Origin of the sequence: Acinetobacter sp. YH01004, from assembly GCF_013420455.1 — a bacterium.
Classification (GTDB): Bacteria; Pseudomonadota; Gammaproteobacteria; order Pseudomonadales; family Moraxellaceae; genus Acinetobacter; species Acinetobacter towneri.
This window is the reverse complement of record NZ_VOXZ01000020.1, coordinates 1-20761: the sequence shown is the minus strand read 5'-3', so window position 1 is coordinate 20761 and position 20761 is coordinate 1. Positions and strand designations below refer to the sequence as shown.

The 20761-nt window shown below is 40.2% G+C and carries 17 protein-coding genes and 2 pseudogenes; 10 read left to right on the top strand and 9 right to left on the bottom strand.

Annotated features, from left to right (window positions below):
* Window positions 1-21: 21 nt before the first annotated feature.
* The gene (locus FTT71_RS11950) at window positions 22-1995 is read right to left on the bottom strand and encodes a MacB family efflux pump subunit (RefSeq protein WP_180080147.1); all 1974 of its coding nucleotides are present in this window, start codon (window positions 1993-1995) and stop codon (window positions 22-24) included.
* A 1-nt stretch (window position 1996) separates the two neighbouring features.
* Window positions 1997-3331, bottom strand: a complete 1335-nt coding sequence (locus FTT71_RS11945) for an efflux RND transporter periplasmic adaptor subunit (RefSeq protein WP_179988690.1) — start codon at window positions 3329-3331, stop codon at window positions 1997-1999.
* A gap of 412 nt (window positions 3332-3743) precedes the next feature.
* On the opposite strand from FTT71_RS11945, the gene FTT71_RS11940 reads away from it, so the two are divergent.
* Window positions 3744-4193: a bacteriohemerythrin gene (locus FTT71_RS11940; protein WP_004974971.1), complete on the top strand. Its 450-nt coding sequence runs from the start codon at window positions 3744-3746 to the stop codon at window positions 4191-4193.
* Between the two features lie 50 nt (window positions 4194-4243).
* Here FTT71_RS11940 and holA read toward each other — a convergent pair whose 3' ends face one another.
* The 4 genes from holA to FTT71_RS11920 form a co-directional block, all read right to left on the bottom strand.
* Window positions 4244-5242 carry a DNA polymerase III subunit delta gene (gene holA / locus FTT71_RS11935; protein WP_154320342.1) on the bottom strand — a complete coding sequence of 333 codons (999 nt, stop codon included), beginning with the start codon at window positions 5240-5242 and terminating at the stop codon, window positions 4244-4246.
* A 21-nt stretch (window positions 5243-5263) separates the two neighbouring features.
* Window positions 5264-5794, bottom strand: a complete 531-nt coding sequence (gene lptE, locus FTT71_RS11930; RefSeq protein ID WP_180043942.1) for an LPS assembly lipoprotein LptE — start codon at window positions 5792-5794, stop codon at window positions 5264-5266.
* 196 nt (window positions 5795-5990) lie between these two features.
* Entirely contained in the window at window positions 5991-8612 is a 2622-nt protein-coding gene (leuS, locus tag FTT71_RS11925) for a leucine--tRNA ligase (protein ID WP_180009004.1), read from the bottom strand.
* Between the two features lie 130 nt (window positions 8613-8742).
* Complete coding sequence (locus FTT71_RS11920; RefSeq protein WP_373685905.1) at window positions 8743-9114, bottom strand: DUF4124 domain-containing protein; 372 nt, start codon at window positions 9112-9114, stop codon at window positions 8743-8745.
* Window positions 9115-9844: 730 nt separating this feature from the next.
* Here FTT71_RS11920 and FTT71_RS11915 point away from each other — a divergent pair.
* The 3 genes from FTT71_RS11915 (at window position 9845) to ilvC (ending at window position 13204) form a co-directional block, all read left to right on the top strand.
* Window positions 9845-11572, top strand: coding sequence for an acetolactate synthase 3 large subunit (locus tag FTT71_RS11915; RefSeq protein ID WP_096902629.1), 1728 nt, complete (start codon window positions 9845-9847; stop codon window positions 11570-11572).
* Complete coding sequence (gene ilvN, locus FTT71_RS11910; protein ID WP_004974986.1) at window positions 11569-12060, top strand: acetolactate synthase small subunit; 492 nt, start codon at window positions 11569-11571, stop codon at window positions 12058-12060. The genes FTT71_RS11915 and ilvN overlap by 4 nt, the downstream gene beginning before the upstream one ends.
* 127 nt (window positions 12061-12187) lie before the next feature.
* Complete coding sequence (gene ilvC, locus FTT71_RS11905) at window positions 12188-13204, top strand: ketol-acid reductoisomerase (protein WP_004974988.1); 1017 nt, start codon at window positions 12188-12190, stop codon at window positions 13202-13204.
* Between the two features lie 147 nt (window positions 13205-13351).
* Here the strand turns inward: ilvC and FTT71_RS11900 are convergent.
* Window positions 13352-13899 (bottom strand): annotated as a pseudogene (locus FTT71_RS11900) (transposase); the annotation flags it as partial.
* Between the two features lie 400 nt (window positions 13900-14299).
* Between FTT71_RS11900 and FTT71_RS11895 the strand changes: the two are divergent.
* The 5 genes from FTT71_RS11895 to FTT71_RS11875 all read left to right on the top strand — a co-directional run bounded on the left by FTT71_RS11895 (window position 14300) and on the right by FTT71_RS11875 (window position 18882).
* Window positions 14300-15190, top strand: coding sequence for a mitochondrial fission ELM1 family protein (locus FTT71_RS11895; protein WP_180051772.1), 891 nt, complete (start codon window positions 14300-14302; stop codon window positions 15188-15190).
* Window positions 15191-15306: 116 nt separating this feature from the next.
* Window positions 15307-16335: a glycosyltransferase gene (locus tag FTT71_RS11890; protein WP_178318717.1), complete on the top strand. Its 1029-nt coding sequence runs from the start codon at window positions 15307-15309 to the stop codon at window positions 16333-16335.
* Window positions 16335-17087: a polysaccharide deacetylase family protein gene (locus FTT71_RS11885; protein WP_180160995.1), complete on the top strand. Its 753-nt coding sequence runs from the start codon at window positions 16335-16337 to the stop codon at window positions 17085-17087. The genes FTT71_RS11890 and FTT71_RS11885 overlap by 1 nt, the downstream gene beginning before the upstream one ends.
* Window positions 17084-17854: a glycosyltransferase family 2 protein gene (locus FTT71_RS11880; RefSeq protein ID WP_180160994.1), complete on the top strand. Its 771-nt coding sequence runs from the start codon at window positions 17084-17086 to the stop codon at window positions 17852-17854. The genes FTT71_RS11885 and FTT71_RS11880 overlap by 4 nt, the downstream gene beginning before the upstream one ends.
* Entirely contained in the window at window positions 17851-18882 is a 1032-nt protein-coding gene (locus tag FTT71_RS11875) for a glycosyltransferase (protein ID WP_180160993.1), read from the top strand. The genes FTT71_RS11880 and FTT71_RS11875 overlap by 4 nt, the downstream gene beginning before the upstream one ends.
* 15 nt (window positions 18883-18897) lie before the next feature.
* Here the strand turns inward: FTT71_RS11875 and FTT71_RS11870 are convergent, their stop codons facing one another.
* Window positions 18898-19782, bottom strand: a complete 885-nt coding sequence (locus FTT71_RS11870) for a hypothetical protein (protein WP_180160992.1) — start codon at window positions 19780-19782, stop codon at window positions 18898-18900.
* A gap of 78 nt (window positions 19783-19860) precedes the next feature.
* Between FTT71_RS11870 and FTT71_RS11865 the strand changes: the two genes are divergently transcribed.
* On the top strand, window positions 19861-20622 hold the full coding sequence (locus FTT71_RS11865; RefSeq protein WP_180160991.1) for a glycosyltransferase family 25 protein: 762 nt from the start codon (window positions 19861-19863) through the stop codon (window positions 20620-20622).
* 21 nt (window positions 20623-20643) lie between these two features.
* Here the strand turns inward: FTT71_RS11865 and FTT71_RS11860 are convergent.
* Window positions 20644-20761, bottom strand: a pseudogene (locus FTT71_RS11860) (IS982 family transposase); the annotation flags it as partial.

The following is a 20761-nucleotide window of genomic DNA, read 5'->3' as shown; positions in this document are numbered from 1 at the left end:
ATCATTCCTTACTCTAATTCCTTATTCTCTAGATAGCGCATCGACAGGGTTCAGTTGGGCAGCATTACGTGCAGGAATAAAACCGAACACAATTCCAATCAGGCTTGAACAGACAAAAGCGGCTACAATCGAGGTGGTGGAGTACGCCATTTGAAAGGTTCCACCTGCCACATGATTAATCAATTGCCCAATTCCGAGTGCGAGCAAGACGCCAAGTACACCGCCTAAAATACACACTAAAATGGCTTCAATTAAAAATTGCTGCAAAATATCGCTTTGTCGTGCGCCGACTGCCATGCGTACCCCAATTTCTTGGGTGCGTTCTGTGACAGAGACCAACATGATGTTCATTACGCCAATTCCACCGACCACCAGTGAAATCACTGCAATAGCAGAAACCAGTAAGGTCATGGTGGCGGTAGTTTGTTGGATGGTTTCACGGATACTGTCGGCATTTTGAGTAAATACATCCTGCGCACCATGACGCTGTACCAACAGACTTAGGATGGCATTTTCTGCTGCAGCACTTGGATATTCATCTTTGACTCGTACAATAATGCTGCGCACATGGCTTTGGCCAAGCATGCGGCTCATTACCGTAGAGTAGGGCAAATACACATTTAAGCTGTCGGCATTGCCCATCATGCTTTTTTGTTCTTCGACCACGCCAATAATACGGCTGGGTACGCTGCCCAATAAAATTACTTGCCCGACAGGGTTGCTGCCATCACTAAAAAATGTATTTTTGGTGTTGTGATCAATCACCACATCTTGCGCTTGTTCCAGCACGCTGTGTTTGTCAAAAGGCTGACCCGACTGGAAGTTCATGCCGCGCACATAGAAAAAGTCTTCGCTCACACCATTGACTGTGGCAGAAGCCTCGGTGTCTTTAAAACGTACTGTGACGTTGCTATTGACCGATGGGCTGACCCCATCCACATAAGGTTGTTCTGCCAAAGCATCGGCATCGGCAGGAATTAGGGTTTTAAGCTGAGATGAGCGCGAGGTATCACCAAAACCACGCCCCTGAAACACGGTAATGGTGTTGGTACCTAAACTGCTGATGTTCTCTAAAATTTGTTTCTGTGAACCATTGCCAAGTGCCACAACAGATACAACCGAAGCGATCCCGATAATAATCCCGAGCATGGTTAAAAAGGTGCGCATGCGATGCGCATTCATCGCCAGTAGCGCCATGCGGAAGGCTTCACCTAAACGATCAAATACAGAACGCCAAGCTGAAGTTCTTTTTTGTGGTGAATGTTGCAAAGTTTGTTGGGTAATATCATCTTGATCGGCAGGTGTGTTGGGCTGATCAGAAATAATAAGCCCGTCACTGATTTCAATAATCCGTGTGGCATTTTTAGCGACATTATGGTCATGTGTGACCAAGATGATGGTGTGACCTTTGGTATTTAGCTCACGCAAAATCCGCATCACTTCAATACCGCTATTCTTGTCGAGTGCACCTGTGGGTTCATCGGCAAGAATCACATCGCCACCATTCATCAAGGCACGTGCAATGGATACACGTTGTTGTTGTCCACCTGAAAGCTGACTTGGGCGGTTTTGGGTTTTATCGGCTAGACCTAAGTCACTGAGCAGCGCAGTCGCGCGTGCTTGTCGTTCTTCAACATCGGCACCTGCATAAATTGCAGGCACTTCGACGTTGCCCGCAGCGCTTAAATCACCCAATAAGTGATAGCGCTGGAAAATAAAACCAAAATATTCACGACGTAGTTGTGCCAATTCATCGGCTTCAAGTTGTCGGGTTTCACGTCCTTTGACTTTATAGCTGCCAGTGGTGGGTTGATCCAGACAGCCCAAAATATTCATGAGAGTGGATTTCCCCGAACCCGACTGACCTACAATGGCAACCAATTCACCTGGGTAGATCTTCAGGTCAATGCCTTTGAGAATCTGCACTGTAGATTCACCCGCAGGGAATTCACGGGTCAGATTGGTGACCTCTAACAGAGGTTGTGACTGACTCATCTTACATTCTCACTGATGGGCCAACACGACCACCACGCTTCGCCGCATCGTTTGAGGTATCGGAGCCATCGGCAATAATGACTTGATCGCCCAGTTTTAAGCCACGAATGACTTGTACTGTTGCACGGTTATTTAAGCCAAGCAATACCGATTGAGGTCGAGCTGAGCCATCGGCTTGCAGTACACGTACCATGCCTAAAGAGGCTTTACCTTGATCAATCAAGGCTTTTTCATTGGCAGTCAATTCCAAACGGGCAGGGCGTTTGGCAGAACTGGCATCGGTATTGTCGCGCTCAGCACGTGCGTTGCTGTCAGAATTATTGCTGTTGCCACGACTGCGTGAACGGTTTGCACCTTGCACCGCAGCAGCAGGAATGGTCAGCACATTGCGCGCTTCTGCCAAAACAATGGACACTTGTGCGGTCATATTGATGCGTAGCTTGCCGTCTTCATTTGGTACGTCAAATAAAGCGTTGTAGTACACGGCAGAACTTGAAGATGATGAGGTGTTGTTATTGCTTTCGGTATTGATGGATTTGGGTGCAGGTTCTACCTGACGTAAAGTAGCATAATGTTTTTTCTCACTGTTGCCCAAGGTGGTGAAATAGACCGTTTGTCCCTCTTCGACCTTCATTACATCCGCTTCAGAAATTTCTGCTTTTACAGTCATGGTGTCAAGTTTGGCTAATTTAACAATCGTGGGCGCACTTTGATTGGCGTTCACGGTTTGACCTTCTTCGGTCACAATTGCAACGACAGTGCCATCCATTGGGGCAAGAATACGGGTATAACCTAAATTTTCTTTAGACGTGTCTAAAGTTAGGCGTGACTGTTCAATTTGAGCATTAATGGCAGCAATTTCTGCTTGTGCAGTTTTATAGTTGGCTAAGGCAGTTTCAAGTTCGGCACGTGAGGTCGCATCTTGCGCATACATGGCTTGTTGACGCTGATATTCTGCTGCGACTTTGGCGAGATTGGCTTGTCGAACCGCCAATTGTGCCTGTTGGTTTTTAATACTGGCCTGCGCTGTTTTAAACTCATTTTCCTGTCGTACGGAGTCAATTTGGGCAATCAACTGTCCTTGTTTGACTTGATCGCCTAACTGAACATACATTTTTTTGACTTGACCTGAAACTTGCGCACCAACACTGACCATTTTGGTGGCTTCAAGTACGCCTGTTGCCAACACCGCACTTTCAATATCTCCACGGCTCACTTCGGCAGTAATGTATTGCGGTTGTTGTTCTTTGGGTTTTAAAAAATACCAAGCGGCAAATGCCAGCATCAGCGCAATGATAATTCCCGCAATAAGTTTGGTCGATTTTATTTTTGGCATGAGTCAAAAAACAGAAAAAGAAATTAAAAGGATTATAGAAGTGAAATAAGGATAAATCGTGAATTTTTTGAAGAAACTGCAAATGAGAATTATTTATTAGTGGTTTGAGCTAGATTTAATACAGTCTGAGTACGGTATTACATCCATAAAAAAAGTGAAAATAGCATCTGTTAACGAGGTGGGGTAGTTTGTTTCATCTCTATGATAATTTTATGAATTTTTATGATAAATGCTGAAAAATACAACTATGGTCTAAGTTGCTTAAAAACCTTATTTTCTATATGGATTTAAGAATTAAAAGCAGCTAGTATTAAATTCCATAAAATAATTATGGATTTAATCATTAGGATAATACGGCATCGGGACGATGCAATAAAACATGACTTTAAGCAAAAAATCTGAGGGGTAAATCATGGAGTGGAGTGAGAAATTTAATATCGGAATTGATGTGATTGACAATCAACATCGACAAATTCTGGACTATATTAATGCGCTGGAAAAAATTCGGGCGACAGGTGCGCGGGAGCAAATCAAAGAAGTCTTGGATGACTTGATTGACTATACGCAATCGCATTTTAGCTTTGAAGAAAACTTGTTGTCACAGGTCAATTATCAATACTTACCATCACATCGTGGTATTCACGAACTCTTTGTGAAGCGTTTGAATGATTGCCGTCAGCGTTTTGCCAATGGCGAATCGGTAGAACATGATTTGTATCGTTTGTTGTCTAAATGGTTGATTAACCATATTCAGCATGATGATCAGGATTATGTCGATGCGGTACGCGACAATATGCTGCATTATTTGCGTTCACAGGAACAGAAGAAAGGCAAAAGTTGGTTTGCACGTTTCTTTAGCTAATCCTCTGAAAAGCAGATGATTTTAAAAATTATTTGATGAAGTCTGCTTAATTAAGCCGAGTGAGAAGCAAACAGCGTTTTACCACAGAGTTCTGTAATGGCTTGTAGCACCAAATGTTCAGGGTTTTCCTTGGACATCCCTTTGATGGCGGCATCAATACGCAATAATAGGGCGGGCCATTGCAAGAAACTATTTGGATTTAAACGTCGCAAAGCTTGCTGATAAACACTGACTTTGTTTTTCCAGATACCCAGTTGCAAAGCATTTTGTGGTTGTTCAAATAATTGCATCAGCAGGCGCATTTCTTTGCTGATGCTCCACAAAATTAAACTCATGGCTTCACCCGAAGCCATGAGGTATTGAAAAATTTTCATAGCTTGCGCTAGATTTCCCGTCAGTAAAGCATCATTTAAATCATAAGTGCTATAACGGGATTGATCTTGTAAACAGGCATGTAAATGTTCAATCTGAATCTGCTGAATTTCAGGAAAGGTGTCACTGACCCGCATTAAGCTATTTTTGGCAGCCAAAAGGTTGTGTTCATGATGTTGTTCCAACCATTGCCACGCATCATGTCCCAATTGGATGCCAAGCTTTTCTGCTTCCAAACCTAAAATCTGCTGCCGATCTTTAGGATAATTCGCCGTGAGTGCAACATTGACCCCATTGGCATCAATCAACTGAAAAAAACTGGATTTCAGGCTATTGCTGTCCTGTTTTGGCATCACTACCAACAGCAAGTTTTGTTCATTGTGCTGAATATAACTTTTCAGTTGTTTTAGTGTGCTGGCATCGGGCTTGATATTGCCGTGTACTTCAACCGCCAATTGACTCGAAAACAGTGACAGACTGTTTAAGGCATTGAATACATTTTTCCAATCGCTAACGCTATTTAAATCATAACGCTGACGTTCAATATCCTGTTTTTGCCAACTGGCACGAAAAGCATCCAGCAAGTTTTGTTCGAGTAAGGGTTCTTGACCATGCAAAATCCATACGCCACGTGCTTCATCGACACGTTTGAGGGCTTGTAGATAGTCAAGTTTCATAAAAAATTCGCACTCGAAAACTTATTTAGGGTTTGAATACACAGGTGGGTTGACCAAAGGTAAACGATTAGATGAAATTTGACGCACAATTTGCTGTGCTACATCATCAATAATGACTTCTTTTAAGAATTTTTGTTCCTGATCATCGGTATTCACAGTTGCGACATCGTATTGATAACTGCGCGTTGCCATGACGGTACGAGGTTCGGTGATCGGGTTGCCTTGCGCATCTTCAATACGGAAAGTCACACTCAAACGCAATAAGGTTTCTACCAGTTTGCCATTCAATTCCAAGCGACGTGGCGTATAGTCAAGTACACGCAGTACATAGGCATTAGGGTCATTGCTGAGTTGTACGCCCGCTGTACCCATGTGAATGGAAAGTTTTTCTTCTAATTCTTCAGCATTGCTTGGTAAAGCCAGACTCATTTTTGAATAAGCCACAGGTGCAATGCTTGGATTGGTGCCTTTAAGATGAAAACCGCAGCCGACTAAGCTAGCACTGAGTCCACAAGTTAAAACAATGACTGCTAGACGTTGGCTAAAGTGCATGTGCTGTCCTCTGTAATATTCTTGAAAGTTTAAAAGCGGAAGTTGAGAATATCTTGATTGTAGGTGCAAAGCTCGTTGACTGACAACGGGCTTTGTTTGGAAATTGTTTTAATTCCTTTTTTGTAGGAGGGTTTAGGGGGATTGTTTTATAAAATCCCTCCAAACCTCCCTTTAAAAAAGGGAGGTTTAAAAGCACTTAAACCACCAAATTCACTAGCTTATTCGGTACCACAATTTCTTTCTTGGTTGGCCCAGTCAAGAATGGTTGTACTTCTGGTAAGGCTTTGGCAAGTGCAAGAATGTCTTCTTTAGATGCATCTACCGCTACATCAAGCTTGCCGCGTAATTTACCATTTACCTGCACCACAATCGTTTGAGTATTGCGGGTTAATGCAGACTCATCGACCACAGGGAATAGGGTGGAGGTTAATTCAATTCCGAACTCTGCCAACAAGGTTTGGCTCAAGTGTGGTGCAAATGGCGCAAGCAAGGTCAATAACGTCACAATTGCTTCGCGTTCAACCGCAAGGTCTTGTTCATTCTGTGCTTCAAACTTGTTGCAAGCATTCAAGAGTTCCATCAATGCTGCAATTGCAGTGTTGAACGCATGACGACGCTCAATATCATCGCCCACTTTTTGAATGGTTTCATGGGTTTTGCGACGTAAGTCTTGTGCTGCTGTAGCAAGTTTGCTGCTGTCAATTGCAGTTGCATTGCTGCCTTTTTCAAGGAAACCTGCCGCCAAACGCCAAACACGTTTTAAGAAGCGGTTCGCACCTTCAACGCCTGCATCTGACCATTCTAAAGACTGATCTGGTGGTGCAGCGAACATCATAAATACACGTGCAGTATCTGCGCCGTATTGGTCAATAATGGCTTGTGGGTCGATACCGTTATTTTTCGATTTCGACATTTTTTCCTGACCACCAACAATCACCGCTTGACCATCGCCTATGTATTTAGCCGAAAGAACGCGACCTTTTTCGTCTTTTTCAAGCTCGATATCGGCAGGGTTAAACCAAGTTTTCTTGCCGCTTTCTGCTTCGCGGTAGAAGGTGTCAGCCAAGACCATGCCTTGAGTCAGCAAGTTGGTAAATGGCTCATTGCCTTGTACCACGCCTTCATCACGCATAAGTTTGTGGAAGAAACGCGCGTACAATAAGTGCAAGATGGCGTGTTCTACACCACCAATATATTGATTAACTGGTAACCAAGTTTGCGCAGCTTCTGGTTTGACCATACCGCCAGTAAAGTCTGGAGATGCATAGCGTGCGTAATACCAAGATGACTCTACAAAAGTATCTAAGGTATCGGTTTCACGACGTGCTTCGCCACCACAGCAAGGGCAAGTGGTTTGATAGAATTCAGGCATTTTATTTAACGGGTTGCCTGAGCCATCTGGCACAACATCAGTAGGTAAAATGACAGGAAGCTGATCTTCTGGAACTGGAACTTGTCCACATTTTTCACAGTTGATCATTGGAATTGGACAACCCCAGTAACGTTGGCGTGAAACACCCCAGTCACGTAAACGGAATTGTACTTTTACGTTGGCTAAACCTTGTGGCTCTAATTTCGCTAAAAGTGCATCAAAAGCCGCTTGGAAATCTAAACCATCAAATTCGCCTGAGTTGACCAGTTTACCTTCTTTAGAACCGTACCACTCTTGCCATTGGGTTGTGTCAAAGTCCGCATCGTCTGCACCTTTGGCATCAATCACCTGAATAATTGGCAATTGGAATTTATTGGCAAACTCAAAATCACGCTCATCGTGTGAAGGTACAGCCATCACCGCGCCAGAACCGTAAGACATCAACACATAGTTGGCAATCCACACAGGTAATTCTTTACCTGTTACTGGATGCTTCACAAATAAGCCAGTCGCCATGCCTTTTTTCTCGGCAGTGGCAAGGTCAGCTTCTGCCACAGAACCCATGCGGCATTCTTCAATAAAGGCTTTTAATTGTGCATTATTTTCTGCTGCTTTTAACGCCATTGGATGTTCTGCAGCAACAGCCACATAAGTTGCACCCATTAACGTGTCAGCACGCGTTGTAAATACAGTCAGACCATCTGCATAAATTTCAGGATTTGCCGATGGGAATGTGATTTCCATCCCTTGCGAACGCCCAATCCAGTTGCGTTGCATGGTCAAGACTTGCTGTGGCCAGCCATCTTTTAAAGTTTCTAAATCGTCGAGTAACTCTTGGGCGTAATCGGTAATACGGAAGTAGTACATTGGAATATCACGTTTTTCTACCAATGCACCTGAACGCCAGCCACGACCATTTTCGACCTGTTCGTTGGCTAAAACAGTCTGATCGACAGGATCCCAGTTTACTGTCGAGAGTTTGCGATAAATTAACCCTTTTTTATACAGTTGCACGAATAACCATTGTTCCCAGTGATAATACTCTGGGGTACAGGTGGCAAATTCACGATCCCAATCTACCGCCAAACCCAATTTTTTCAATTGGTCACGCATGTAGGCGATATTTTCAAAGGTCCATTTAGCAGGTGCAACCTGATGGGCAATAGCTGCGTTTTCAGCAGGTAAACCAAAAGCATCCCAACCCATAGGTTGTAAGACTGTTTCACCTTTTAAACGGTGAAAACGGCTAATTACATCACCAATGGTGTAGTTACGCACGTGACCCATGTGCAGTTTGCCGCTTGGGTAAGGGAACATCGAGAGGATATAACGATGTGGACCTTCGACTGTGTCGGCAACTTTAAAGGCTTTACGAGATTCCCAGTCGCTTTGGACTTGGGGTTCAATCGCACTGGCTTGATATTCAGGGTCAATGTGAGTAGTCATAAGGTTAAATCAGGAATAAACGGTTAAAAAAAGTGTGTCACACAGCATAGCGCAAAATGCAGCTAAATTGAATTTTGCGCGTTGGATTGTGCAGGAAAATTTAAGCGAGTCGCACTTTGTGGCTTAAAACTTAAAAAACTTGTGGGTTGGCACGTTCTTGTTGTGCCTGATTTAAAGCTGCATTGGCTTCACGTTGTTGCTGATCCATAGCTGGATTTCCTGCAGGATGATTTGCGGTTGGTGTCGCTTGTTGGTTTGTTGCATTTGCAGCAGTAGGTGCAGGGTTGTCAGCAGGATTTGCAGGAGTGGCAACAGTCGGTGCTGAGTTTCTCCAGCCATAGGTATCGACTTTACCTTTTTTCTTGGCAGTTTTTGGCGGCGGTGTCGTGGTGTAATGGGTTGAGCCATTTACATCGACCCACTTGTAATATTGTTTTGCAGAAACGGCACTGGTGGCAAAAATTAAAATCAAGCTTGCAGAAAGACAACTCAAGCGGATCATTGGCGTTTTCATGTTTGGAAGTCCTGAGCAAAAAAGAGTGTAATGGCAGAAAATCAATTACAATAATCATGTTGGCTAAATTTTAGCAATAATTCCCCGTGAAGCTAGGGTTTGTTGACAATTTTTCGATGATTTTTACCGGCAATAGTGCCTATTTAAAATTGGAGCATTGGCTTGCCTATTTGCGAGTTAAAATAAGCTGAAATGCGTTGGCGAATCATAACCAAGCGATTTATATATTTTTTAATTCATTCTTTATTTTTATGTATGTGATATGAAAAAATTATAAAAAATTCAGCAAATGTCTGAAATTATTTGTTTTATATGGAAATATTAGACTTTGGATTAAATTGTGATGGATGACACAAAGCGCAAAAAATACCCAGTTTATAAATAAAGCAAAAAAAGCCGATTTTTAAACTTGACTTTAGTCGGGTAAACTACAAAAATGCACACTTTAGTTTTATGTGCCTTAGATCGATCACCCTTCGAATAAGTGTCATGTCATGCAATGGGCAACTTCTCTAGCCGAGAAGCTGAACAAAGCTTATAAAATGTGTTTACCCCAACACGTTTTAGATCTCATATTGCTTATACGGTAATCAGATCAGAAATTTTTCCTATTGCCATGAAAACTATGAAATATGTGTGCTATAACAGTGCAGGAATTAATGAACAAAACACTGCAGGTGTCTCCCATTTTGCAGTGACAAGACTAGGGTGAATCACGTTGGAACTTTTATCTGGTGGTGAAATGCTCGTTCGCGCATTGGCGGACGAAGGCGTTGAGCATGTTTTTGGATACCCAGGCGGCGCAGTACTTCATATTTACGATGCGTTCTTTCAACAAGACAAAATTAATCATTACCTTGTGCGCCATGAGCAAGCTGCTGGTCATATGGCAGATGCCTACTCGCGCGTAACAGGTAAAACTGGTGTGGTGCTGGTGACTTCAGGTCCTGGTGCAACCAACACGGTAACTCCAATTGCAACGGCTTATATGGACTCAATCCCAATGGTGATTTTGTCAGGTCAGGTTGCAACACACTTAATTGGTGAAGATGCCTTCCAAGAAACCGATATGGTGGGTATTTCACGTCCGATTGTAAAACACAGTTTCCAAGTGCGTCATGCAAGCGAAATTCCTTCAGTGATTAAGAAGGCATTCTATATTGCATCTTCAGGTCGTCCTGGTCCTGTGGTGGTTGATATTCCTAAGGATGCAACCAACCCAGCAGAAAAATTTGCTTACGAATACCCAGAAAAAGTGAAGATGCGTTCGTATCAACCGCCGCATCGTGGTCACTCAGGTCAAATTCGCAAAGCAATTGATGAGCTATTAAATGCCAAACGTCCTGTGATTTATTCAGGCGGTGGTGTTGTTCAGGGTAATGCTTCTGAGCAATTGACTGAGCTTGCACACATCTTGGGTTTCCCTGTAACCAATACATTGATGGGCTTGGGCGCGTTCCCAGGTAATGATCCACAATTTATTGGTATGTTGGGCATGCATGGTACTTATGAAGCCAACATGACCATGCATAATGCTGATGTGATTTTATGTATTGGTGCGCGTTTTGATGACCGTGTAACCAATAACCCTGCAAAATTCTGTCCAAATGCCAAAGTCATTCATATTGACATTGACCCTGCGACCATTTCAAAAACTATCATGGCGCACATTCCAATTGTAGGTGCGGTTGAACCTGTACTTCAGGAAATGTTGGTTCAATTGAAGCAATTAAATGTGTCCAAGCCAAACCCTGAAGCGATTGCTGCATGGTGGAATCAGATCAATGAATGGCGTAAAGTTCATGGTTTGAAATATGACAAACCAACCGATGGCACGATGAAGCCGCAACAAGTAGTTGAAGCTTTAGACAAAGTGACCAATGGTGATGCGATCATTACTTCTGACGTAGGTCAGCACCAAATGTTTGGCGCGAACTACTATAAGTACAAGCGTCCACGTCAATGGTTGAACTCTGGTGGTCTAGGTACTATGGGTGTAGGTTTACCGTATGCTATGGCGGCTAAACTGGCTTATCCAGATCAACAGGTTGTATGTATCACGGGTGAAGCATCGATTCAGATGTGTATCCAAGAGCTTTCTACCTGTAAGCAATATGGTTTAAACGTTAAGATCTTATGCTTGAATAACCAAGCTTTAGGTATGGTTAAACAATGGCAAGATATGAATTATGAAGGTCGTCACTCAAGTTCTTATGTTGACTCATTGCCTGACTTCCCTAAATTGATGGAAGCTTATGGTCACGTTGGTATTCAAATTAACCATGCCGATGAGCTTGAGTCTAAGCTTGCAGAAGCGATGGCGATTAATGACAAATGCGTATTCATTAACGTAATGGTTGACCGTACAGAGCACGTTTATCCGATGCAAATTGCGGGTCAATCCATGAAAGATATGTGGTTAGGTAAAGGGGAGCGCACAGAATGAGACACATTATTTCCGTTCTCGTTGAAAACGAATCAGGTGCGCTTTCTCGTTTAGTGGGTTTATTCTCTCAACGTGGTTATAACATTGAGACTTTAAACGTTGCGCCAACCGAAGACCCAACACTTTCACGTTTAACGCTTACAACTTATGGTGATGATCATAAAATTGAGCAAATCACCAAACAACTGAATAAATTGGTTGAAGTGGTTAAAGTGGTCGACCTGTCAGAAGGCCCGCATATTGAACGCGAATTGATGCTGATTAAAGTCAAAGCATCGGGTGCTGCACGTGCTGAAATCAAACGTACTGCAGACATCTTCCGCGGACAAATTGTGGATGTCACACCAACGACTTATACGGTGCAGCTTGCGGGTACAACTGAAAAACTAGATGGTTTTATTGACGCGATTGCTGAAAACACCATTTTAGAAGTTGTGCGTTCAGGTGTGTCAGGTATCGCACGCGGCGAAAAAGTTTTAACCATTTAACTAAATTTCATAGTTAATTTTACTCATCGAATTCATTCCATCTCAAAGGATGGAGAGCTTACTCAAGTACTGAATAGACAAGTACTTGAGTAAGATAGGAATCCTAAGCATTTTAGCGGAGACAGCAATGCAAATTTTTTACGATAAAGACTGCGACTTATCTATCATCCAGTCTAAGAAAGTAGCAATCATTGGTTATGGTTCACAAGGTCACGCACACGCGCTTAACCTTAAAGATTCTGGCGTAGACGTAACTGTAGGTTTACGTGCTGGTTCTGCTTCTTGGAAAAAAGCTGAAAATTCGGGTCTTAAAGTTTCTGAAGTTCCTGCTGCTGTTGCTCAAGCTGACTTAGTTATGATTTTGACTCCAGATGAGTTCCAATCACAACTTTATCGTGACGTGATTGAGCCAAACATCAAGCAAGGCGCAACTTTAGCATTTGCTCACGGCTTCTCTGTACTTTATAACCAAGTTGTTCCACGTGCAGACTTAGATGTAATCATGGTTGCACCTAAAGCACCTGGTCACACTGTACGTTCTGAATTCCAACGTGGTTCAGGTGTTCCTGATCTTATCGCGATTCATCAAGATGCTTCTGGTAATGCACGTAACGTTGCACTTTCTTACGCTTCAGGTGTAGGTGGTGGTCGTACAGGTATCATCGAAACTTCTTTCCGTGAAGAAACTGAAACTGACTTATTTGGTGAGCAAGCAGTTCTTTGTGGTGGTGCTGTTGAATTGGTTAAAATGGGCTTCGAAACTCTTGTTGAAGCTGGTTATGCACCAGAAATGGCTTACTTCGAATGCTTACACGAGCTTAAATTGATCGTTGACTTGATGTTCGAAGGCGGTATCGCTGACATGAACTATTCAGTATCTAACAACGCTGAATATGGCGAGTATGTAACGGGTACTGAAGTGATTAACGAACAATCACGTGAAGCAATGCGCAATGCACTTAAACGTATTCAATCTGGTGAATATGCGAAAATGTTCATCCAAGAAGGTGCGTTGAACTACCCATCAATGACTGCTCGTCGTCGTCAAAACGCGGCTCACGGTATTGAAGTAACGGGTAACAAGTTACGTGCGATGATGCCTTGGATCCAAGCAAACAAAATCGTAGACAAAGAGAAAAACTAAGTTTTAGTTTAATCTTTAAAAAACCCTTATTGTATATAAGGGTTTTTTTATGAGTGAAGTAAAGGATGTTACGTGCCTTGCGCTTCGCTCAGAACTGTGTTTTCACTCCTTGCGCTGTAAGCGTCCGCTGAACCCCATGCCTATTTTTTAATTTGAGTTGGATTTCCAGCGATGTGGCGTAATTCTTCTATTTGGGTCGCTTTATGCGTCGGCAGCCTTTTCAGCACATCACTTAAATAGGCATACGGATCCAAGCCATTCAGCTTTGCTGACTGGATTAAAGTCATGATATTCGCCGCTCGCTGGCCGCTGCGCAGCGAGCCAGCAAACAGCCAGTTCTTGCGCCCTAAGGCCCAAGGTCGCATTTGATTCTCTACCCAATTATTGCAAATCGGTAGATTGCCATCATCCAAATAGCGAATTAAAGCTGGCCAACGCTTCAGAGTGTAATTGATGACCTTGGCGGTGGGAGAACTCGATGGCACCGTCAGATGATGTTGGTTGAGCCATTCATATAGTTGTTGCATCACCGGTTGGCTATGCTGTTGTCGGTATTCGCGGCGGTCTTCCGCTGTACCATCGGTCTTTTTCCTGAGTTCTGCTTCTATGGCATACAGTTTCTGAATCAGCACTAATGCCTGTTCAGCGACCTGACTTTTCCCGGTCACATGCAGTTCATGGAATTTACTGTTAGCGGCAATGTAAAAATGACCCCCCAACAGCATTTGAAAATTGACCCCCTTGGTTAATATAGTGGTCTTTTTGGACTGCTCAACATGTTAACTTTGGAGCAAGCAGTGACAATCCAAATACTTCATCAACAAGGTCAATCTATTAAGGCAATTTGAACCGTACCGGGTTTGTCGGAGACTCAATATTCTGAGAGACTATTCCGATGAAAAAACCAAACTATACTCCCGAAATTAGAGAAAGAGCGGTTCAATTACTCATTGAATCTGAAAAGGCGGATTCAAGCCCTGTGACAGTTCAATGAAGTTTATATTTCGAGTCATTGAGGATATGTAGCTTTGCTTACTTTAAATGCTTTGATCTAGTAAAATGATGCTATTCGTGCTTTAGATCTGGTGGGTGAATATGCATATTTTATATGTGAGCGATGGTAAGGCAGGTCATCGCTCTCAAGCATTGGGTCTTTTTAAGGCAATGCAAAAGCAAACAAATATTGATCTGACTTTTGAAGAAATTTCAATTGATCATTTACCACTGTTGAGTTTATTGACCGCATATAAAAAACAAAAACATGCGGCTGTATCGCAGCAACCAGATTACATTTTTGGGGTAGGCAGTCATACGCAATTACGTGTTTTCTTGATGGGTAAAGTTTTTCCATGTGCAAAAACTGTCATTTTAATGAAACCCAATTTTCCATTATCTTGGTTTGATCATGTGGTTATTCCTGAACATGATGGTGTGCCAGAGCAGGCAAATGTGATTGTTACACAAGGTGCGCTGAATCCAATTGAAAATGAGCAGCGACACATTCCAAACCGTATTTTGATCGCATTAGGTGGTTCATCTAAACGGCATCTTTGGAATGCAGATAAGGTGTTGTCTGCGATTGGGCAGATCGTGCAGCAGAATATGCAGTGTGACATTATTTTGACGAGTTCTAGGCGTACACCTGCTGATTTTTTAGCGACATTGGCTCAGCAAAGTTTTGCTTCACGACTACAAATTTTTCCAGTTGAAGAAACGCCGCAGGGTTGGATTTTTGAAGAGATGCAAAAAGCGGAAGCGGTATGGGTGACTGAAGATAGTGTGTCTATGATATACGAGGCCCTCACCGCAGGTTGTAAAGTAGGGCTTATTCAGATAGATCGAGTGAAAGAGGATCGTATCACCCGTTCGGTACAGCATTTGCTTGATCAAAAACTTGTATCGAATGCTAGACAAATTGCTGAATTATATTCTACGACTGCTTTTAAAGAAGCAGAGCGTGTGGCGAATAGGATGCTAGTTAAATGAGTTGTAGTTGTTTAAATTGTTATGATGGACTAGCTTATATCCTATTATTCTTTTTTAACAACGATTAAAATATACCAATCTATAAATGGAACATTCATTTGTTTCTTGAGTGATTTATGAAAATATTACATATTGCGAATTTTGGATTCAACAAACAAGGTGCTCATTTTTATTGTACAGACCGTAAGATTTCTGCGGGTTTGATTGAAAATGGTCATTTTGTATATGACTTTAGTTTTCGTGATATGGCTAGAATGGGAACTATTTTTAAAACAAAAAAATTAGGGGCAAATTGGGCAAATAAAGAAGTTCTTAAAATAGTTTCTAATTTAGAACCAGATCTAGTTTTGATTGGACATAGCGATTTAATGAGTCCAACGGTGTTAAAAGAGATAAAGCAACAATTCCCAAAGACAAAAATTGCATTTTGGTATGTTGATCCTTTGTATTTGGAGCAAAAACTTGGTTTTGTTCGTGAATTTTCTCCATATTTAGATGCTATTTTTTGTACGACTGGTGGAGAATATCTTCAAAAATTGAAACAGCCAAATTTAAAAGTAGCTTATTTTCCTAACGTCGGGCATTCAAATGTTGAAATACTAAAACAATTTGAATCTACAAATATTGATAAAGAATTTATATTCTGTGGTGTTGTTTATAAAGAACCAGAACGTGAAAAATTTTTGAAAGACTTGGCAAATACTCTCCAAGCACATTCATTGAAATACCAATATTATGGTTGTTTTGAGCAAGCTGGCGTGTATGGAAAAGGTTATTATAAAGTGCTTTCAGAAGCGCGTATGGGGTTAAATTATTCACGTAAAAACGATGTAACTTTATACAGTTCAGATCGTATTGTGCAGTTAACGGGTAATGGCCTGTTGACTTTTAGCCCTCGTATCCCTGATTTTGAAAAACTGTATAGTGAACAAGAAATTGTCTATTTTAACGACCAAAATGATTTAGCTGAAAAAATTAAGTACTATGCAGATCATCCTGATGAGGCAAGAAAAATTGCAGAATTGGGTTGGAGCAAAACGCGTCATAGTTTTAATGCTAAACGTATTACTCAATTTATGCTTGAAGTTACTTTTGATCAGCCGTTATCTGAAGCATATGAGTGGGCATATGAGGTGTATATCTAATGTGGTTTGTTTATGTGGTACTTGGTTTAATTGTTTTTGCTGCAATACTTTACTTATTGGGTAATTATACCTTTTGGTTACCATTACGCAGTGCAAAATTGCCACGTATTGTGATGTTGCATCAAGTAACTCCCCATGCAGAAGCTTCAGGTATGAATATGCCACCGGCTAAATTTGAACAGTTGTTGCAGTATTTGGTAAAAAAACAGGCTGTTTTTTGTTTCGTTTCCGAACTTGACCAGTATGAGGGGCAGAGTAATGTTTTTGCCCTGTCATTTGATGATGGCTTTCAGGATAACTACCAATATGCATTTCCTTTACTCAAAAAATATAATGCGAAGGCAACAATTTATTTAGCAACACAAATTGAAGGTATTGAGAAGTTAGATACAGCACAAATTCAAGAAATGTCAGCTTCTGGCTTAATTGAGTTTGGTGCACATACTCAGCATCATGTAAATTTGCTGAAATTATCTGATGAGGAAGCATTTGCAGAAATGCAGGCATCAAAAAAAGATGTAGAAGCTTTAGTAGGGAAATGTCCAAGCTTTGCTTATCCATTTGGGCGTTTTAATGAGAAACATCAACAAATGGCAAAAAAAATTGGTTTTAAAAATGCCGTATCTACACGTAAAAAAGTAGAAGCTTATACAGAAACTAATCAATTTAATATTCCACGTGTCAGTACGCATGGCGCAATGAATGCTTTACAAATGCGTATTGCTTTAGCCAAAGGACGTTATAAATTATGATTCCGTGTAGTGTTTATATCGTAACCTTAAATTGTGCTGAATGGCTTGAAAGTACACTGGAAAGTGTAAAAGACTTTTCTGAGGTCATTATTTTAGACTCAGGCAGTACAGATCATACTTATGCTATTGCAGAATCATTTCCCAATACGCGAATTTCTCACCAAGATTGGCAGGGCTATGCTGGTCAAAAAAGCTTAGCTTTGGCGCAATGTAAAAATGATTGGGTTTTAAATTTAGATGGTGATGAAGTTTTATCTTCTGAATTAAAAGCTGAAATTGAGCAAACGATACAAAGTAATCAATTGGATGCTTTAATTACACCAATTAACGATGTGTTTTTAGGTGTTCCCAATAGTAAACATACAAAAAAGCATGCCAAGGTACGTTTTTTTCGTAAATCTAAAGGGCGATATGACTTAGAAAATAAAGTGCATGAAAATGTGATTGTAGATGGTCAGAGTGTTCGTGCAGAAGGTGATATTTACCATTATGGTGAATCAAGTATTTTTGTTAAAGTTGAAAAAAATAATCAATATTCTGAATTAAAAGCACAAGAAAAATACCAAAAAGGCAAAGTGCCGAGTTTATTAAAGTTGATTTTAGTTATGCCTCTTACTTTTCTAAAGTCTTATTTTATTAGACGTAGCTGCTTAAATGGGTGGAGAGGCTTTGTAAACAGCATGGTAAATGCTTTTTATGCATTTTTAAAGGAAGCTAAATTATTTGAGCAACATCAAAAAATGAAAAATAAACAGGATAATCTATGAAGATTGTTCAAGTTTTGGCAACAAGTGGTGGTGTTGGTGGTTTAGAACAACACACTTTTAACTTGGTTAATGAATTATCTCAGCAACATGAAGTACATATTATTGCACACCCTTGCTACGCGGATAAATTTAATGCGCATGTATGTTTTCATGCTGTAGATTTTTCTCGTAGTCGTTGGAATATATTTTTACTTTGCCAGCTAAAATCTATTATTAATAAAATTCAGCCAGATATTGTACATGCACAAGCAGGAAAAGCTGCTGAATTGGTCTCTAAAATAAGAACATGGCTAAAACCTGTTAAATTTGTAACAACAGTCCATGGTACGAAAAAGAACAAATCAATTTATACTTTTGCAGATGCCGTTATTGCAGTAAGTCAGGCTTTAACGCAAGAAATTCCTAGTGAAAAAGCATATGTGGTTTATAATGGGGTATATACACAACCAAATTTATCTGACGAGCAAAAACAACAACTAAAATCTGAAATTTATACTCAATATTCTTTATTAAATTCTTCTAAAAAAATAGTAATGTGTATTGGACGTTTAGAGCCTGTAAAAAATATAAGTTTACTGCTTGACGCAATGTCTAATATAGATGCACATCTTTTTATTGTTGGTAATGGGTCATTACGTTCAGATTTAGAGCAACAAACAGCAGCACAAAAAATGCTAGATCGTGTTGCTTTTTTAGGTTTTAGGACAGATGCTCGTGATTTAATCCAAATCGCTGATGTTGTTGTATTGTCCTCGGATCGTGAAGGATTTCCATTAGTGATGGTTGAAGCTTTACAAGCAAATAAAACGATGGCATCTACTCGTGTAAATGGTGTTATTGAATGGTTGCCAGAGCCATATCTTGCAAATATAGGACAAGCGAAAGAGTTACAACAAGCAATAGAAAATGCTTTAACTGTACAAGCACAAGCGGACTTTTCTCCTTTATTTATGAAAGCAAAGCAAGAGTTAACTGTTACAGCCATGGCACAGCAAACGCTCAATATTTATGAGCATTTGCTAAAATAGTTGTTTTGGTCTTATTTACTTTTTAACTGATAAGCGTATTGCATCTAAAACTACAAAATTATGTTCAACATTTATTGTATGGCAACCATCATCGTTATTATTCCATGTGGGTAAAACAACTTCTAAAAGTTGCTCTTTATATGAGGTTGGGCTAAGTTCAAGAATTTCTTTGAATTCAATATTACCACCATAACGTTTTAATGAATCTTGACTAGGACGTACAAGCTTGTTTTTATAAATAAAAGGCTTCCCAGCCATTCTGAGTTGCTGATGACCTTTGCAGACTGGATTTTGTGGGTGTTCTTGCCAGTTAGGATTTAAAATATTTTCAGTAAAGAAAATATCTAAACGGTCACCAAATTTTTTGCAGTTTCTACGTGTGGACGTCAATAAATACCACATCCCGTCATGATGAAGAGGAGTGGTATCTACAGCATCAATATTTTCAAATAAGTTTGAATGTTTTTCCCATTTGAGAGGGAAATCAGTACATTTCCATAGTTCAATAGTTTTATTAGCACTGGTTTCAGGAATCATGTACCAGTTATTTTCTACCTTAAATACACAAGGATAAGATAGGTGATAGTCCAATTTTAAAATAGTTTGTGGCTTTGAGTAGCTTCCATCTTTAAAAACTTCTAAGACTGATAAAAAGCCCACGGGATGAACATCATCTACTTCTTCAAAAAATATAAAGTGTTGATTATTCTCTTGTGCATAAAAACAATCAGCAAAAGTGAATTTTTGAGGTGAATGAATTTCAAAAAGATCTTTTAGCTGTTTTTGATTGTTAAAGGATTCGTCTAACCAACCAAAACGCATATACCAGTGCGAATTAAATTTTTTTGCTTGTTGGTTTTGTTGAAATTTATACCATTTCTTTAAAATTGTACGCATCATAAAAATTGGATATATAAGACTATCTATCTAATTCTACATTAGATATTATGTTCAGCAATACAGTATTGGCTTATATGTATGAAAGTTTTTGTTATTAGTATCGAAGAAGAAAACTCTCTAAGACTAAATACATTTTTATGTCAGTCTTTTTTTCAGAATGGAAATTTAGAATATACAAAAGTTGGGGTGAAGGGGGGAGAACTTTCCGCAAAAGAATATTTTGAATTAGCTGTTAAAGGGCGTGATAAGCCATTAACACCAGGTGAGTTAGGCTGTACCTTATCACATTTGGCAGCATTAAAGAGGTTCTTGGAAACGAGTGATGAGTTTGCATTAATTTTAGAAGATGATGCTATTTTGAAAAATGATCTTTCATATCAAATGCTGAGTGACGGATTAAGCAAGATAGATTTGCCTAAAAATTTGCTATTAAGTATTGGTGGTATTCAAATGAAAGAATGCCGTAAAGTTAGAGGGAAATTTTGCGAATTTAGTCTATTAAATAAAAAAGTTTTAAAGGTGGTTCCTGATTTTTATCATCGAGTAAATTATACAGTATCTTATATCGTAGATCGAAAAATGGCGAAAACTTTATTGGAATATCATAAGCCAGTTAGACGTGCAGATGATTGGAGTTATCTATATGATTTTGACACTTCTTCTAACATTTTAATGACTTATCTTGTTGATCACCCAGTTGTTGAGAAAGGAGAGGGTAATAAAAGTTTAAGTTTGATTGAGAATGAAAGAGTTGATAATACATCAATACTGAAAAGTAAATATGGCTCAGGGATACGAAAGAATTTAGCTAAATTAATAAATAGTAAATATAACTTGTAAACTTTTATTAATTAACCCCAGTTACGGATAAGCCAAAGATTTAATCACATGAATTTTAGGCTTATTCTTTTGGCAAAGTTGATACGCACATAGTGAAGAAAATACGCCTGCTAAAAAACCAGCAATCGAACGATGTTTA